14 protein-coding genes are annotated in these 15,415 nt (G+C 60.4%); 9 read left to right on the top strand and 5 right to left on the bottom strand.

What is annotated here, in order from left to right:
• Positions 1-24: 24 nt before the first annotated feature.
• From HNR03_RS06950 to HNR03_RS06940, 3 genes are all read right to left on the bottom strand, one after another.
• Complete coding sequence (locus HNR03_RS06950) at positions 25-813, bottom strand: OmpA family protein (protein WP_222589944.1); 789 nt, start codon at positions 811-813, stop codon at positions 25-27.
• 55 nt (positions 814-868) lie between these two features.
• The gene (locus HNR03_RS06945) at positions 869-1,282 is read right to left on the bottom strand and encodes a DUF4398 domain-containing protein (RefSeq protein WP_259151769.1); all 414 of its coding nucleotides are present in this window, start codon (positions 1,280-1,282) and stop codon (positions 869-871) included.
• A 309-nt stretch (positions 1,283-1,591) separates the two neighbouring features.
• Complete coding sequence (locus HNR03_RS06940) at positions 1,592-1,936, bottom strand: pilin assembly protein (protein ID WP_222589946.1); 345 nt, start codon at positions 1,934-1,936, stop codon at positions 1,592-1,594.
• Between the two features lie 201 nt (positions 1,937-2,137).
• On the opposite strand from HNR03_RS06940, the gene ppc reads away from it, so the two are divergent.
• The 6 genes from ppc to HNR03_RS06910 all read left to right on the top strand — a co-directional run bounded on the left by ppc (position 2,138) and on the right by HNR03_RS06910 (position 8,759).
• Positions 2,138-4,768, top strand: coding sequence for a phosphoenolpyruvate carboxylase (gene ppc / locus HNR03_RS06935; RefSeq protein ID WP_259151768.1), 2,631 nt, complete (start codon positions 2,138-2,140; stop codon positions 4,766-4,768).
• Positions 4,769-5,056: 288 nt separating this feature from the next.
• Positions 5,057-5,704, top strand: a complete 648-nt coding sequence (gene adk / locus HNR03_RS06930; RefSeq protein WP_027924949.1) for an adenylate kinase — start codon at positions 5,057-5,059, stop codon at positions 5,702-5,704.
• Between the two features lie 93 nt (positions 5,705-5,797).
• A complete protein-coding gene (gene tsaB / locus HNR03_RS06925) occupies positions 5,798-6,472 on the top strand; it encodes a tRNA (adenosine(37)-N6)-threonylcarbamoyltransferase complex dimerization subunit type 1 TsaB (protein WP_259151766.1) in 675 nt (224 codons plus the stop codon).
• 266 nt (positions 6,473-6,738) lie between these two features.
• The gene (locus tag HNR03_RS06920) at positions 6,739-7,044 is read left to right on the top strand and encodes a hypothetical protein (RefSeq protein WP_222589948.1); all 306 of its coding nucleotides are present in this window, start codon (positions 6,739-6,741) and stop codon (positions 7,042-7,044) included.
• Positions 7,044-7,904 carry a DUF72 domain-containing protein gene (locus HNR03_RS06915; protein ID WP_259151765.1) on the top strand — a complete coding sequence of 287 codons (861 nt, stop codon included), beginning with the start codon at positions 7,044-7,046 and terminating at the stop codon, positions 7,902-7,904. The genes HNR03_RS06920 and HNR03_RS06915 overlap by 1 nt, the downstream gene beginning before the upstream one ends.
• A 33-nt stretch (positions 7,905-7,937) precedes the next feature.
• Positions 7,938-8,759, top strand: coding sequence for an isocitrate lyase/phosphoenolpyruvate mutase family protein (locus HNR03_RS06910; protein WP_259151764.1), 822 nt, complete (start codon positions 7,938-7,940; stop codon positions 8,757-8,759).
• Between the two features lie 87 nt (positions 8,760-8,846).
• Here the strand turns inward: HNR03_RS06910 and HNR03_RS06905 are convergent, their stop codons facing one another.
• Positions 8,847-9,467, bottom strand: coding sequence for an energy transducer TonB (locus HNR03_RS06905; RefSeq protein ID WP_259151763.1), 621 nt, complete (start codon positions 9,465-9,467; stop codon positions 8,847-8,849).
• Positions 9,468-9,560: 93 nt separating this feature from the next.
• Between HNR03_RS06905 and HNR03_RS06900 the strand changes: the two genes are divergently transcribed.
• The gene (locus HNR03_RS06900) at positions 9,561-10,343 is read left to right on the top strand and encodes a class I SAM-dependent methyltransferase (protein WP_405046038.1); all 783 of its coding nucleotides are present in this window, start codon (positions 9,561-9,563) and stop codon (positions 10,341-10,343) included.
• Positions 10,344-10,467: 124 nt separating this feature from the next.
• Here the strand turns inward: HNR03_RS06900 and HNR03_RS06895 are convergent, their stop codons facing one another.
• Entirely contained in the window at positions 10,468-11,103 is a 636-nt protein-coding gene (locus tag HNR03_RS06895) for a TetR/AcrR family transcriptional regulator (RefSeq protein WP_259151761.1), read from the bottom strand.
• A gap of 93 nt (positions 11,104-11,196) precedes the next feature.
• Here HNR03_RS06895 and HNR03_RS06890 point away from each other — a divergent pair, with 93 nt between their 5' ends.
• Positions 11,197-12,297 (top strand): efflux RND transporter periplasmic adaptor subunit, encoded by a 1,101-nt coding sequence (locus HNR03_RS06890; protein ID WP_259151760.1) that lies wholly within the window; start codon positions 11,197-11,199, stop codon positions 12,295-12,297.
• A 6-nt stretch (positions 12,298-12,303) separates the two neighbouring features.
• Positions 12,304-15,369 (top strand): efflux RND transporter permease subunit, encoded by a 3,066-nt coding sequence (locus HNR03_RS06885; protein WP_259151759.1) that lies wholly within the window; start codon positions 12,304-12,306, stop codon positions 15,367-15,369.
• Positions 15,370-15,415 lie beyond the last annotated feature (46 nt).

Here is a 15,415-nt window from a genome sequence, read left to right as displayed (position 1 = left end):
CTTTTGTGTTTCAGCGGGTGACGCTTAGTTCGAGCTGACTGCCGAACGCGGGATCACTGGCTGGTTGTCGTTGGAAATGGTCACTTCCACCCGACGGTTCATCGCACGACCTGAGGTGCTGGTGTTTTCAGCAACCGGGTATTCCTTGCCATAACCCTGGGCAACGATGCGCGCTGGATCAACGCCCATTTTCACCAGGGCCATGCGCACCGAACCGGCACGACGTTCGGACAGCGACTGGTTGTGGTCAGCGGTGCCGGTGCTGTCGGTGTAACCCTCGACGATCACTTTGCGATCAGGGTTTTCCGAGAGGAACTGCGCCAGTTTGTTGATGTTCACCAGACCGCTGGATTTCAGGTCAGCACGGTCGGTGGCAAACAGCACGTCACCGAAGGTCACCACGGTGCCGCGATCGGTTTGCTTAGCGTTCAGGCTGTCCTGCAACTGCTTGATCTGCGCATCGCGGGCATCCAGGCGAGCCTGGGCACGTTGGGCCGATGCGTTTTTCAGGTTGGCTTCAGCGGTGCGCAGGGCGATGGTCTGCTTGGCCACTTCAACACGCTGATTGGTCAGGTAAGCCAGTTGGTCAACCTTGGCCTGGTCTTGCTTGTCCTGATAAGCCTTGTCGGCCTTATCCAGGTAATCGCTGGCGTCTTTGGTTTCCAGCGCCGCAACCTTGCTCGCTTGCGGATTGGCCTGCAGGCCGCTGTAGTTGGTGCGGGCCTGTTCCAGGTTCGGGTTAGGCGGGGTGGAGCAGGCAGCCAGTGCAACGCTTGCGGCCAGGAGTGCGGGGATCATCAGTTGCTTACGCATAATCATTCGTCCTTTTCTATCGATAAGAGCTTCAGTCTTTGGTCCGGATGCGCGCTTATTGCACAGTGCGCTGGCTTTCCTGACGCAGTTCCTGAACGCCTTTCTGAGAGTCCTTCACAGCTTGATCGGCTTTGACCGCCTGGGCTTTGCGTTCGGCTACACGAGCGTCCCACTCAGCCTGTTCGGCCAGAATTCTGGCTTCGTCATACTTTTTGTCGTGCATGGCGATTTCGGACTGTTTGAGCTTGTCTTGCGCGGATTTCATTTCCACAGCAGCGAACTCGGTGCCGCCGGCGCTGACCGCGCTATTCACGGCCGATTGCGTCACGGCGAATTGCTCGGTCGGTGGATTGCCGGCGCAGCCAGCCAGAACGAAGCTGGTGCCGATTGCCAGGGCAGCCAGTTTCAGACTGCGCAAATGATTGAACGAGGACTTGGCAGTGCTGATCTTCATGGTCTTCAACTCCATTGGTAAAACTCCTGAAAAACTGAAAAATCCATGCTGGGCAAGGAGCCGTAACCGTCAATTTCCGGGGTGTTTTGAAACGGCCGTCCCAGGCGTGGTTAATGGGTGTGACCCGAGTGGTTTTTTTAAAGTTCAGAAAAGATGGCCAATCGCCGAAAAAAACTTTGACCGATCGGACAAGGCTCTAGGTCGGGAACTTTGGCGAGATGCAGAGGTATCCCCGACCCTTTGCAAGCCTGGGAATACTCAATTTCTGGAGGGGATGACAACTCATGTGGGAGCAAATGTGCTCCCACATGTTCGGCGCAAAACTCAGTGTTTCTGCTTCTCGCTACCGGCCGATAAATCGTGCAGGTGCCGACGTGACAACGCGAGGAAACGCGGGGTCGGACCAATGTCTTCGTACAGCGGATCACCCTCTTCGTCAGTAGCCACCACGGTCGAGCCTTTCACATAGGGAAAGCTCTTTTCCAACTCTTCAAGCGCGGCGCCGATCAGCTCGCCAAGCAGTTCTTCGGGTTGGCGTTTGGGGTACATCTCGATAATGGCCGCCAGCCGTGCGGCGGCCTCCACATCCAGATGAATTCTGTAACCGGTATCGGTCAGTCGACCCTTGGCGTTTTCTTCCCAATGCTGAGCCAATTCACGGATTTTCATAAAAACCTCATTGCGCTCCTGCTCGTGGCAGGCTGTGTCAGTGTCCGGCAAAGGCCGGCCGAAGCCGTTGTGCGGCTTACACTTGAGACTAGCTTCTGCGCCCAAGGTTTAAAGTCCCTTCGTCGATTGCTTGTAAGAACCGCTTTAGAGCGGCACTCTTTAGGCTCTAGGCCGCCCGGAATTTTTGCTGGAGAACTGCTGATGACCGATATTGATGCACGCTTGCGCGAGGACGTTCACCTGCTGGGTGAGCTGTTGGGCAACACCATTCGTGACCAGTACGGGGACGGCTTTCTCGACAAGATCGAGCAGATTCGCAAAGGCGCCAAAGCTGACCGTCGCGGCTCGATGGATGCTGAACTGAGCGCCAGTCTCAACCAGTTGAGCGAAGCAGAGTTGCTGCCTGTAGCCCGAGCGTTCAACCAGTTTCTCAACCTCGCCAATATCGCCGAGCAATACCAGCTGATTCATCGCCGCGAAGAGTCGCAACCCGCACCGTTCGAAGCGCGCGTGTTGCCGGAATTGCTCGCGCGTCTGCGCGCCGAAGGCCACAGCGCCGAATCCCTGGCCCGTCAGTTGGGACGGCTGGAAATCGAACTGGTCCTCACCGCGCACCCGACCGAAGTGGCGCGGCGCACGCTGATCCAGAAATACGACGCCATCGCCGCGCAACTGGCAGCCCAAGACCACCGTGACCTGACCACCGCCGAGCGCGAGCAGATCAAGACGAAGTTGCAGCGCCTGATCGCCGAGGCCTGGCACACCGAAGAAATTCGCCGCACCCGGCCGACGCCCGTGGACGAGGCCAAATGGGGTTTCGCGGTGATCGAGCATTCGCTGTGGCAGGCGATCCCCAACTATTTGCGCAAGGCCGATAAAGCCCTGCATGACGCCACCGGCCTGCATCTGCCGCTGGAAGGCGCACCGATTCGCTTTGCTTCCTGGATGGGTGGCGACCGCGACGGCAACCCGAATGTGACGGCCGCCGTGACCCGTGAAGTCTTGCTGCTGGCACGCTGGATGGCGGCCGATTTGTACGTGCGCGATGTCGATCATCTTGCTGCAGAGTTGTCGATGCAGCAGGCCAGCGATGCGTTGAAAGCCAAGGCCGGGGACAGTGCCGAACCTTACCGTGCGGTACTCAAACAATTGCGCGAACGTCTGCGCGCGACGCGCAACTGGGCTCACGCCTCCTTGACCGCGACGACGCCTGCTCCCGCCGATGTATTGCAAAACAACCGCGACCTGCTCGATCCGCTGGAGCTTTGCTACCACTCGCTGCATGAGTGCGGCATGGGTGTGATTGCTGACGGTCCCTTGCTCGATTGCTTGCGCCGGGCGGTGACGTTCGGGTTGTTCCTGGTGCGCCTGGATGTGCGTCAGGACTCGTCGCGGCACGCCGCCGCCATGACGGAAATCACCGATTACCTGGGGCTTGGTCGTTACGAAGACTGGAGCGAGGAAGAGCGCATCACCTTCCTGATGAATGAGTTGAATAACCGTCGGCCGCTGCTGCCGGCGTACTTCAAACCGTCGGCCGACACCGCAGAAGTACTCGCGACCTGTCGGGAAATCGCTGCCGCACCGGCCGCTTCCCTCGGCTCTTATGTGATCTCCATGGCCGGCGCCGCTTCCGATGTACTGGCTGTGCAACTGCTGCTCAAAGAGTCCGGCGTGTTGCGGCCGATGCGTGTAGTGCCGCTGTTCGAAACCCTCGCCGACCTGGACAACGCCGGGCCGGTGATCGAAAAGCTGTTGCTGCTGCCGGGCTATCGCTCGCGCCTGCAAGGGCCGCAGGAAGTGATGATCGGCTATTCCGATTCGGCCAAGGACGCCGGCACTACCGCCGCAGCCTGGGCGCAATATCGGGCACAGGAACGTCTGGTCAATATCTGCCGCGAGCAGCAAGTGGAGCTGCTGCTGTTCCACGGTCGCGGTGGCACCGTGGGTCGCGGCGGCGGCCCGGCACACGCGGCGATCCTGTCGCAACCACCGGGTTCGGTGGCGGGGCGTTTCCGCACCACCGAACAGGGGGAAATGATTCGTTTCAAATTCGGCCTGCCGGACATCGCCGAGCAAAACCTCAATCTGTACCTGGCGGCGGTGCTGGAAGCGACGTTGTTGCCGCCGCCACCCCCGGAACCGGCCTGGCGCCATCTGATGGACGAACTGGCTGCGGACGGGGTCAAGGCCTACCGCGCCGTGGTGCGGGAAAATCCCCAGTTCGTCGAGTACTTCCGCCAGTCCACCCCGGAGCAGGAGTTGGGCCGTTTGCCGCTGGGCAGCCGCCCGGCCAAGCGCCGCGCGGGCGGTATCGAAAGCCTGCGCGCCATTCCGTGGATCTTCGGCTGGACGCAGACGCGCCTGATGTTGCCGGCCTGGCTGGGCTGGGAAGCGGCGCTGAGCAAGGCGCTGGAGCGCGGCGAGGGCGAATTGCTGGGGCAGATGCGCGAACAATGGCCGTTCTTTCGCACGCGCATCGATATGTTGGAAATGGTCCTGGCCAAAGCCGATGCCGACATCGCCCGATCCTACGATGAGCGTCTGGTCGAGCCGGATTTGCTCCCGTTGGGTGCGCATTTACGCGACCTATTGTCGCAGGCATGCGCTGTTGTCCTTGGGTTGACCGGTCAGTCTCAGCTACTGGCACATAGCCCAGACACCCTGGAATTCATCCGCTTGCGCAACACCTACCTCGACCCGCTTCATCTATTGCAGGCCGAACTGTTGGCGCGCTCGCGGCAACAGGACGTGGCCCAGGGCAGCCCGGTAGAACAGGCGCTGCTGGTGTCTGTGGCGGGGATTGCCGCCGGTTTGCGAAATACCGGCTAAGGTTTTCGTCGTGGGGCGAGGTCCTCGGCGCGAGCGTCGAGGGCCTGTGGGCGAGGGGCAAAAACGTGCGGCCAGGCGACAGTTAGTGATGGGGTTGCGACTTGGGGCACCCCGTCCCAGGGTCTCGTTGGGCGGGGGTTTCTCCGACTTTCGGCGGCTTGTGTGGTCCGGGCCTGCTGTGTATCTTGATCAGCCTCTGGCCGTTTGGGCGGCCACGACCCTATTTTTGAGATTGGCCCCACGAGGCGAATCTGACGTTATCCATATAAAAAATTGAGGAGCACATCGATGCGCGTCATTCTGCTGGGAGCTCCCGGGGCCGGTAAAGGTACTCAGGCTAAGTTCATCACCGAGAAATTCGGCATTCCGCAAATCTCCACTGGCGACATGCTGCGTGCAGCGGTCAAGGCCGGCACCGAGCTGGGCCTGATCGCCAAGAGCGTCATGGACAGCGGTGGTCTGGTTTCCGATGACCTGATCATCAATCTGGTCAAGGAACGGATTAGCCAGGCCGATTGCGCCAACGGTTTCCTGTTCGACGGTTTCCCGCGCACCATTCCCCAGGCTGAAGCCCTGGTGAAAGCCGGCGTCGAGCTGGACCACGTGTTGGAAATCGACGTTAAAGACGAAGACATCGTTCAGCGTATCGCTGGCCGTCGTGTTCACGAGGCCAGCGGTCGCGTGTACCACATCGTCTACAACCCGCCGAAAATTGCCGGTAAAGACGACATCACCGGTGACGAGCTGGTGCAGCGCAAAGACGACACCGAAGAAACCGTGCGTCATCGTCTGTCGGTCTACCACGCCCAGACCGAGCCTCTGGTGAAGTTTTACCAGGAGCTGTCCGCCGCTCAAGGCAAACCGAAGTACAGCCACGTCGAAGGCGTTGGCTCGGTAGAAGCGATCACCGGCAAGGTGCTTGAAGCACTGAGCTGAAAAGTCTGAATCGCTTCATCTTCTACGGCCCGCTTGCGGGCCGTAGTTGTTTATACTGGCGCACTTTTTCTGACCTCTCTTACGGATACATCGATGAGCACCTTGCTGGCCCTGGACACCGCGACTGAAGCTTGCTCCGTTGCCTTGCTGCATGAAGGCAAAGTCACGAGCCATTACGAGGTGATCCCGCGCCTGCATGCGCAGAAGCTGTTGCCGATGATCCAGCAATTGCTGGCCGATGCCGGGACCACGCTGCAAGCGGTCGATGCCATTGCATTCGGTCGCGGGCCAGGCGCGTTCACCGGCGTGCGGATCGCCATTGGCGTGGTGCAAGGCCTGGCGTTTGCGCTGGATCGCCCGGTGCTGCCGGTGTCCAACCTGGCGGTGCTGGCACAGCGGGCGTACCGCGAACACGGCGTGAGCCAGGTCGTGGCCGCCATCGATGCGCGGATGGATGAGGTGTATTGGGGTTGCTACCGCGAAACGGCCGGGGAGATGCGGCTGGTCGGCAAGGAAGCGGTATTGGCGCCGGAAGCAGCGGCATTGCCTGCCGACGCTAGTGGCGATTGGTTTGGCGCGGGCACTGGTTGGGGTTATGCCGAGCGCATTGCCGTCAACCTTACCGGGCAGGACGCGGGCATGCTGCCTCACGCCGAAGACCTGCTGACGCTGGCGCGGTTTGCCTGGGAACGCGGTGAAGCGATTGTGGCGGATCAGGCGCAGCCGGTTTATCTGCGCGATAAAGTGGCGACGCCCAAGGCGCGTTGATCCCTGAGATCCGTGTGGGAGCGGGCTTGCTCGCGAAGGCGGTGGGTCAGCCAATATCAATGTTGGCTGACCCACCGCCTTCGCGAGCAAGCCCGCTCCCACAGGTCAGTGTTCTGCCCACAATCAGCGTTTCAATTCAGCCAATCGTCGATTTTCTCTCCGGCGTTTAAACCTTTTTGTCTTTATGTGTTCTAGTTATCACTCGGCGGTTTGCGAAGTGGGTCATGCGCCACTAAACTGCCATCACTGATACCGGACATGTACTCATGCGTATAGACGGCCTTTCCTCCCAGTCGTACCCCATCAAGCGCAAACCCCGCAAAGGGCCAGTGGCGGATGACGACAACGTCGATATCGACGGCGAGCTGGAGATTCCGTCCGAAGAGCAACTGGCCGCCCGTGCTGCCAAAGCTTCCGCGCAACGCCTGAGCAATCTCCCGGCTCGTCAACAAGACATGATCTACCATCGCGCCATGAGCAAAAGCGTCGCCACGGCACTCGCCAGCTACCTGAGCACTGCCGGGTTCGTCGATTGGGATTCAGGTGTGCTGGGCCTCGACCTTTACATCTGATGCTGCTGCCTTACTACCTCGGCTGCCCGTCCTGGAGTGAAAACGCCTGGCGCGACTCTCTTTATCCGCCCGACGCCAAACCCGCCGAGTTTCTGAATCTTTATTCCCAAGTATTTAACGCCGTAGAGGGCAACACGACCTTCTACGCGAGCCCGGCTGCCAGCACCGTGCAGCGTTGGGCCGAGATTCTGCCCGAACACTTTCGCTTCACCGCCAAGTTCCCCGGCGACATCAGCCACGGCGGTGACCTGCGCGAACAACTGACCGCCACCGAAACCTTCCTGCAATTGCTCAGCCCGTTGGGCGAGCGGGTTTCGCCGCTGTGGCTGCAATTATCGAAAAGCTTCACGCCGCACCGATTGCCCGAACTCGCCGCCTTCATCGATGCCGTGGAGCGACCGTTGGCCGTGGAAGTGCGCCACAGCGAATTTTTCGCCAAAGGTGACAGCGAGCGAATGCTCAACCGCCTGTTGCGCGACCGTGGCGTCGAGCGAATTTGCCTTGATCCGCGCGCGTTGTTCAGTTGCACCTCAACCGATCCCTCGGTGCTGCACGCGCAATCGAAAAAGCCCAACGTGCCGCCGCGCCCGGCAGCGTTCACCCAATTCCCGCAGGTGCGCTTCATCGGCCATCCGCAGCTTGAAGCCAACGATCCGTTTCTGGTGCCGTGGGTCGAGAAAATCGCCCTGTGGATCGAAGAGGGCCGTACGCCCTACATCTTCCTGCACACCGCCGATAACCTGCTGGCGGCCAGGCTGGCGCAACGTTTCCACGCACAACTGATGCTGCGTTTGCCTGGCTTGGCGCCGCTGCCTGAGCTATACAGAGAACCCGCCGCCGAGCAACTTGGCCTGCTCTGAGGCGGATTCGTTCCCCTTTTCAGGAGCCTGCCAATGGATGCGCAAACCCTTCGAGCCCAGGCGTTCAAAGCACTGCACGAACGCGAGGGCGCTTTTGTCATTCCCAACCCGTGGGACGCCGGCTCGGCGAAAATGCTCGCCAGCCTGGGTTTCGAGGCGCTGGCGACCACCAGTGCCGGTTATGCCTTTTCCAATGCACGGCCCGATGGCGGATTGTCGCTGGAGGACACCTTGGCTAACGTTCGGGCGATTGTTGCGGCGACGGATCTGCCAGTAGCCGTGGACCTGGAAAACGGCTTCGCGGACGACCCGGCCGAATGCGCACAGAGCATTTTGCGGGCAGCCGAGGCCGGTGCCGTCGGTGGCTCGATCGAAGACGCCACGGGCCGCGAAGAGGCGCCGATCTACTGCTTCGAACATGCCGTGGCGCGTATCGAAGCGGCTGTCGCTGCGGCGCGCAGCTTGCCTTTCCCGTTCATGCTGACCGCTCGCGCGGAGAACTTCCTGCACGGCAATCCTGACCTCACCGACACCATTCGCCGCTTACAGGCCTTCGCCGAGGCCGGCGCCGACGTGTTGTACGCGCCGGGTTTGCGCAGTGCTGAGGATGTGTTGGCGGTGGTTCGCGCCGTGGCACCGAAACCGGTCAACGTGTTGATGTCCGGCGGGCTCAAGCTGACAGTCGAGCAGTTGCGCGAGATGGGCGTAAAACGCATCAGCGTCGGCTCGGCGCTGGCGTTGGCTGCCTATGGCGAGTTTTTCCGCGCAGCTGAAGAGATCAAGACGTCGGGTACGTTCGGGTTCACGTCGAGGTCCATGCCGTATGCGAAGGCCAATCAATTGTTCAAAGGCTGACGGTGCGGTTTCGGTGGTGACCTGCTCAGCGTGGTGTTGAGCCTAGACTGCAACGCCGCCCATCGCCTAACGGCTTGTCATTGAAAGTCAGGCGGCGATGCGCAGGTTCTGCAGCACGATCGGGCGAGCCCAGCCTATATCGAAATCGAAGTTTTTTTGTTGCTCGACCAGTTCTTCGGGCGAGAACGGCGGGAATGGCTTGTCCAGCAGGTCCATCTCGAATTCGGCGATTGGCAAGTGCAGCGGACGCGGTTGTGGCGCCGGGCCGGCTTCCGGGGCTTGCTGGCTGGCGGTGAGCACGATCGGACGAACCCAGCTGCTTTCGAAGTCTTGCTGTTTTTGCTGGGCGACGATTTCTTGTGGTGGGAACGGTGGGAAAGGCTTGTCGGCCAAGTCCATTTCGAACTCGGCAATCGGCAGGAACAGCGGCTCGGGTGGCTTGACCTCGGTTTCTTTCACATCGCATTCGCGCTGGCTGACGATGTGCGCCAGCAGTTCGCTGCCGACGGTCGGCTCGACCGGGCTCTCGAGGTCAACCGGTGGGAAGGTGCCACACGCTGGCACCACATCACTCGACTGATCGGCCAGGGCCTGGGCAAAAAAATCCTGCCACAGGTGACTGACGCCGCTCAGTGCTTGAGAGTTTCGCAGACCATAATCGCCATGACGCGAAATGTAGCCTACGGATGTGGATTGAATGCCTGACATTTTTCTCGGTCGACGCTCAGCTCTGGCAAAATGCTCGTTAGTTTTGTTATCGGCCGTTTTTGCCGATCATTAATTTTTTGAGCGTGTTTTCCCATGATTGAGCAACCTGCGGCCTGCCGCATCCATGTCGAGGCCTCGGCCCCGGCATTTCAGCCACAAGCCGAGCAATGGGCCGAACGCCTGGGCTTGCCTTTGCAAGTGGATGACGGCGAGTTCGTCTTGCAGGTGGGCGAGCAGGGATTGCAGCTGCAACAGCTCGGGCCGGACGCGCCGGGGCCGGTGCGGGTGGACTTCGTCGAAGGTGGCGCCGCGCATCGGCGGTTGTTCGGCGGGGGCACCGGGCAGATGATCGCCAAGGCGGTGGGCATCGCCCAAGGCGTGCGTCCACGGGTGCTGGATGCCACGGCGGGGCTGGGCAAGGATGCGTTTGTGCTGGCGAGCCTGGGCTGCGAGATGAGCCTGATCGAGCGCCAGCCGCTGATTGGTGCGTTGCTCGAAGACGGTCTGGCCCGTGGCGCGGAAGATTTCGACGTGGCACCGATCGTGGCGCGGATGAAGTTGCTCAAGGGCAATTCGATCGAGGTGATGCGCAATTGGGAAGGGGAGCCGCCCCAGGTGATCTACCTCGACCCGATGTTTCCGCACCGTGAGAAAACGGCGTTGGTGAAGAAGGAAATGCGCCTGTTCCGGCCATTGGTGGGCGATGACCCGGATGCGCCGGCACTGCTGGAAGCTGCGTTGGCACTGGCCAGCCATCGGGTGGTGGTCAAGCGTCCGCGCAAGGCGCCGTGCATTGAAGGGCCGAAACCGAGCCATGCGCTGGATGGCAAATCGAGCCGGTATGACATTTACCCGAAGAAAGCGCTCAAGCCCTGATTCAACACTGATCGTTCCCACGCTCTGCGTGGGAATGCCTCAACGGACGCTCCGCGTTCTGCTGTTGAAGGGACGCGGAGCGTCCCGGGCTGCATTCCCACGCAGAGCGTGGGAACGATCATCGCTAGGGTCGATAAGCCCGCATAAACAACCCCACCACTTCCCGCACATGTTCCTCGGCCGCATCCCCGGTCAACCGATCGCCGCAGCCATACAACAAGCGAAAATTCGCCGCGCCCTTGAGCAGGCAGAAAAAGTGTTCTGCCGCATTGCGCGGTTTATCGATGCGTAATGCGCCGCTCTGATCAACCTTGCTCAGTAACCGCTCCATGCCATGCAGCATGCGCTGCGGCCCGGCTTCGAAAAAGATCAGCGAGAGTTTCGGGTCCTGGCTGCCCAGGGCCATCATCAGCCGATGCAGGTTCACCGATTCATCGCTGTTGATCAGCTGATGAAAACCGCGCGCGATATTCAACAGCACCGTTTCCACGGCGATGCCATCCGGCAATTCGAAAAACAGCGTCGGCAGCTGCTCTTCGCACTTGGCCATCACGGCGGCTGAGAACAACGTCTCCTTATCGTTGAAATGGCTGTAGACCGTCAGTTTGGACACGCCGGCCTCAGCCGCCACGGCGTCCATGCTGGTATTGGCGTACCCCTTGCTCAGAAACAGAGTTTTCGCCGCGTCGAGGATGGCCTGGCGTTTGGCCAGATCCTTGGGGCGGCCCGGACCATTGGGTGCTGAAAGATTGTTCGACATTCTTCGCTTTAATACTGGACTGGTGAGTTTGCTATTAATAACATACTGGCAAGTATAATTATTCCAAGCACCATTAGCGAAAGGTCCTTCACCATGTTCCGCTATGCCTTGCCCCTCGCGTTGCCAGTCGCTCTGGCGTTTTTATTGTCTGCGTGTGGCCATGAAGAGGCGCCTCAAGTCACCATCCGCCCGGCCATGGTGGTGCAGCCGGAGCCTTCGGCCCAGGCAATGGAAAGTTATCCGGGTGAAGTGCGGGCTCGTTACGAGCCGGACCTGGCGTTTCGCATTGGCGGCAAAGTCAGCCGACGACTGGTCGAAGAGGGGCAGCGGGTCAAGGCCGACCAGCCGTTGGCGGAACTCGATCCACAGGACGTACGCCTGCAGCTGGAAGCCACCCGTGCCCAGGTCGCCGCCGCCGAGGCCAATCTGAATATGGTGCGTGCCGAGCGTGATCGCTACAAAACGCTGATGGACCGCCAGATGGTCAGTCGCTCGCAGTACGACAATGCCGAAAACCTTTACCGATCCGGTGAAGCGCGTCTCAAACAAATCAAAGCCGAATTCAACGTGTCGACCAATCAGGCCAGTTACGCGGTGTTGCGTGCGCCTCAGGATGGCGTGGTTGCCAAGCGCGCGGTGGAAGTCGGGCAAGTGGTGGCCGCCGGGCAAACCGTGTTTACCCTCGCTACCGATGGCGAGCGGGACGTGTTGATCAGCCTGCCGGAGCAGAGCTTTGGACGCTTCAAGGTCGGCCAGCCGGTATCGGTTGAGCTCTGGACCCAGCCTGATCAGCGTTTCGCCGGGCGCATCCGTGAATTGTCGCCAGCGGCCGACCCGAAATCGCGCACTTTCGCCGCGCGCATTGCCTTTACCGCCGGCAAGGTTCCGGCCGAACTTGGCCAGAGTGCCCGGGTGTATATCCAGGCCGCCGAGGCGGTGTCGCTGTCGGTCCCGCTGTCAGCCGTCACCGCAGAAAACGGTGCGACCTACGTCTGGGTGCTCGGCGCCAACAATACCCTGAAAAAAGCCCCGGTCCGGGTTGGCGCATTCGGTGAGAAAACCGTGCCGGTCCTCGAAGGCCTGAACGCCAGCGATTGGGTGGTGGCCGCCGGTGTCCATGTGCTTCATGACGGGCAGCAGGTGCGCCCTGTGGATCGCTCCAACCGCGTGGTCAAACTGGCGGACAAGGAGTAATCCCCGATGGGTTTCAATCTTTCCGAATGGGCGCTGCGTAATCGCCAGATCGTACTGTTCCTGATGATCCTGCTGGCGGTCGTTGGCGCACTTTCCTACACCAAGCTCGGCCAAAGCGAAGACCCGCCGTTCACCTTCAAAGCCATGGTCATTCGGACCAACTGGCCGGGCGCCACCGCGCAGGAGGTCTCGCGCCAGGTCACCGAGCGCATTGAAAAGAAGCTGATGGAAACCGGTGAGTACGAACGCATCGTCTCGTTCTCCCGTCCGGGTGAATCCCAGGTCACTTTCGTTGCTCGTGACTCCATGCACTCGGTGGAAATACCGGACCTCTGGTATCAGGTTCGCAAGAAGATCAGCGATATTCGCCAGACCCTGCCGCCCGGTATTCAAGGGCCGTTTTTCAACGATGAGTTCGGCACCACCTTCGGCAATATCTACGCGCTGACCGGCGACGGCTTTGATTACGCGGTGCTCAAGGATTACGCCGACCGCATCCAGATCCAGCTGCAACGGGTCAAGGATGTCGGCAAGGTCGACCTGCTCGGTTTGCAGGACGAGAAGATCTGGATCGAGCTTTCCAACGTCAAGCTCGCGACCCTCGGATTGCCATTGGCTGCGGTACAGCAAGCGCTCGAAGAGCAGAATGCGGTGTCCACGGCCGGGTTCTTTGAAACCACCAGCGAGCGATTGCAGCTACGGGTGTCGGGGAATTTTCAGACAGTCGACCAGATCAAGAATTTCCCGATCCGCGTAGGAGATCGCACCTTCCGCATTTCCGATGTCGCTGACGTGCGTCGCGGGTTCAACGATCCGCCAGCACCGCGCATGCGTTTCATGGCGGAGAACGCCATTGGTCTGGCCGTGGCGATGAAGGATGGCGGCGATATTCTGGTGCTGGGCAAGGCGCTGGAAATCGAGTTCGACCGTATCCAGAAAAACCTCCCGGCCGGCATGCAGCTACGCAAGGTGTCCGATCAGCCCGCCGCGGTGAAAACCGGGGTTGGCGAGTTCGTTCAGGTGCTGGTGGAAGCCTTGGCGATTGTGTTGCTGGTGAGCTTTTTCTCGCTCGGTGTGCGCACCGGCATGGTGGTGGCGCTGGCGATTCCGCTGGTGTTGGCGATGACCTTCGCGTGCATGTATTACCTGGGGATCGGCCTGCACAAGATTTCCCTCGGCGCGTTGGTGCTGGCGCTGGGCTTGCTGGTAGACGATGCGATCATCGCTGTGGAAATGATGGCGATCAAAATGGAGCAGGGCTTCGACCGCATCAAGGCGGCCAGTTATGCCTGGACCAGCACCGCGTTCCCGATGCTCACCGGCACGCTGATCACCGCTGCCGGTTTCTTACCGATTGCCACCGCGCAATCGGGCACCGGCGAATACACCCGATCGATCTTTCAGGTGGTGACCATTGCGCTGTTGGCCTCGTGGATTGCCGCGGTGGTTTTTGTACCGTACCTGGGGGAAAAACTCCTGCCGGACCTGGCGAAGATTCATGCCGCCAAACATGGCACCGATCAACCCGATCCGTACGGCACGCCGTTCTATCAGCGTGTCAGGCGCCTGGTGGAGTGGTGCGTACGGCGGCGCAAAACAGTGATCGTCTTGACCGTGGTGATGTTTGTCGCATCGGTGGTGCTGTTCCGTTTTGTGCCGCAACAGTTTTTCCCTGCCTCGGGCCGACTGGAATTGATGGTCGACCTGAAACTGGCGGAAGGCGCGTCACTGAGCAACACCGCCGACGAGGTTAAACGCCTTGAAGGTTTGTTGAAGGATCACGCCGGCATCGATAACTACGTGGCCTACGTCGGCACCGGATCGCCACGCTTTTACCTGCCGCTGGATCAGCAACTGCCAGCGGCGAGCTTTGCCCAGTTTGTGGTCCTGGCCAAGACCATCGAGGAGCGCGAAACCCTGCGCACCTGGCTGATCGAAACCCTCAACGAACAATTCCCGGCCCTGCGTTCACGGGTCACGCGTCTTGAAAACGGTCCGCCGGTTGGCTATCCGGTGCAGTTCCGGGTGACCGGCGAACACATCGAGGAAGTCCGGGCATTGGCTCGTAAAGTCGCGGCCAAGGTCCGTGAGAATCCGCACGTGGCCAACGTCCATCTGGACTGGGAAGAGCCGAGCAAAGTCGTTTATCTGAACGTCGATCAGGACCGCGCCCGGGCGCTGGGCGTGAGCACGGCGAACCTGTCGAAGTTCCTGCAAAGCTCCCTTACCGGTTCCAGCGTCAGTCAGTATCGCGAAGACAACGAATTGATCGAGATTCTGTTGCGCGGCACCGTGCATGAACGCACCGAGCTGTCCTTGCTGCCAAGCCTGGCGGTGCCGACCGACAACGGCCGCAGCGTGGCGCTGTCGCAGATTGCGACCCTTGAGTACGGTTTCGAGGAAGGCATCATCTGGCACCGAAATCGCCTGCCGAACGTGACCGTTCGCGCCGACATCTATGGCAAGGAACAACCGGCGACCCTGGTGCAACAAATCCTGCCGACCCTCGATCCGGTGCGTGCTGAATTGCCTGATGGCTACTTGCTGGAAGTCGGCGGCACCGTGGAAGATTCGGCCCGCGGGCAGAACTCGGTGAAGGCCGGCGTGCCGTTGTTCATCGTGGTGGTGCTGACCTTGCTGATGCTGCAATTGCGCAGTTTCTCACGCACGGTGATGGTGTTTCTGACCGCGCCGCTGGGCTTGATCGGCGTGACGCTGTTCCTGATGGTGTTTCGTCAGCCGTTCGGTTTCGTGGCGATGCTTGGGACCATCGCGTTGTCCGGCATGATCATGCGCAACTCGGTGATTCTGGTCGACCAGATCGAGCAGGACATCGCGGCCGGGCTCAAGCCGTGGCAGGCAATCATCGAAGCCACCGTGCGGCGCTTCCGGCCCATTGTGCTGACGGCACTCGCGGCGGTGCTGGCAATGATCCCGCTGTCGCGCAGTGTGTTCTTCGGGCCGATGGCGGTGGCGATCATGGGCGGGTTGATCGTGGCGACAGCGCTGACGTTGCTGTTTTTGCCGGCGTTGTATGCGGCCTGGTTCAGGGTCAAGAAAGAGCCGGTCTGATTTCCTACGATAATCTCGGACCTCTCTGATATTGAGTCAGCGAGGT

This window comes from Pseudomonas sp. JAI111, assembly GCF_024809425.1.
GTDB lineage: Bacteria > Pseudomonadota > Gammaproteobacteria > Pseudomonadales > Pseudomonadaceae > Aquipseudomonas.
The sequence above is the reverse complement of the archived record's forward strand: the minus strand, read 5'-3'. Positions and strand labels throughout refer to the sequence as shown.

What these genes read in the sequence shown, in the direction of transcription:
- HNR03_RS06950 (WP_222589944.1), bottom strand. Translation starts at nt 813, where the DNA reads ATGCGTAAGCAACTGATGATCCCCGCACTCCTGGCCGCAAGCGTTGCA.
- HNR03_RS06945 (WP_259151769.1), bottom strand. Translation starts at nt 1,282, where the DNA reads ATGGAGTTGAAGACCATGAAGATCAGCACTGCCAAGTCCTCGTTCAAT.
- HNR03_RS06940 (WP_222589946.1), bottom strand. Translation starts at nt 1,936, where the DNA reads ATGAAAATCCGTGAATTGGCTCAGCATTGGGAAGAAAACGCCAAGGGT.
- ppc (WP_259151768.1), top strand. Translation starts at nt 2,138, where the DNA reads ATGACCGATATTGATGCACGCTTGCGCGAGGACGTTCACCTGCTGGGT.
- adk (WP_027924949.1), top strand. Translation starts at nt 5,057, where the DNA reads ATGCGCGTCATTCTGCTGGGAGCTCCCGGGGCCGGTAAAGGTACTCAG.
- tsaB (WP_259151766.1), top strand. Translation starts at nt 5,798, where the DNA reads ATGAGCACCTTGCTGGCCCTGGACACCGCGACTGAAGCTTGCTCCGTT.
- HNR03_RS06920 (WP_222589948.1), top strand. Translation starts at nt 6,739, where the DNA reads ATGCGTATAGACGGCCTTTCCTCCCAGTCGTACCCCATCAAGCGCAAA.
- HNR03_RS06915 (WP_259151765.1), top strand. Translation starts at nt 7,044, where the DNA reads ATGCTGCTGCCTTACTACCTCGGCTGCCCGTCCTGGAGTGAAAACGCC.
- HNR03_RS06910 (WP_259151764.1), top strand. Translation starts at nt 7,938, where the DNA reads ATGGATGCGCAAACCCTTCGAGCCCAGGCGTTCAAAGCACTGCACGAA.
- HNR03_RS06905 (WP_259151763.1), bottom strand. Translation starts at nt 9,467, where the DNA reads ATGTCAGGCATTCAATCCACATCCGTAGGCTACATTTCGCGTCATGGC.
- HNR03_RS06900 (WP_405046038.1), top strand. Translation starts at nt 9,561, where the DNA reads ATGATTGAGCAACCTGCGGCCTGCCGCATCCATGTCGAGGCCTCGGCC.
- HNR03_RS06895 (WP_259151761.1), bottom strand. Translation starts at nt 11,103, where the DNA reads ATGTCGAACAATCTTTCAGCACCCAATGGTCCGGGCCGCCCCAAGGAT.
- HNR03_RS06890 (WP_259151760.1), top strand. Translation starts at nt 11,197, where the DNA reads ATGTTCCGCTATGCCTTGCCCCTCGCGTTGCCAGTCGCTCTGGCGTTT.
- HNR03_RS06885 (WP_259151759.1), top strand. Translation starts at nt 12,304, where the DNA reads ATGGGTTTCAATCTTTCCGAATGGGCGCTGCGTAATCGCCAGATCGTA.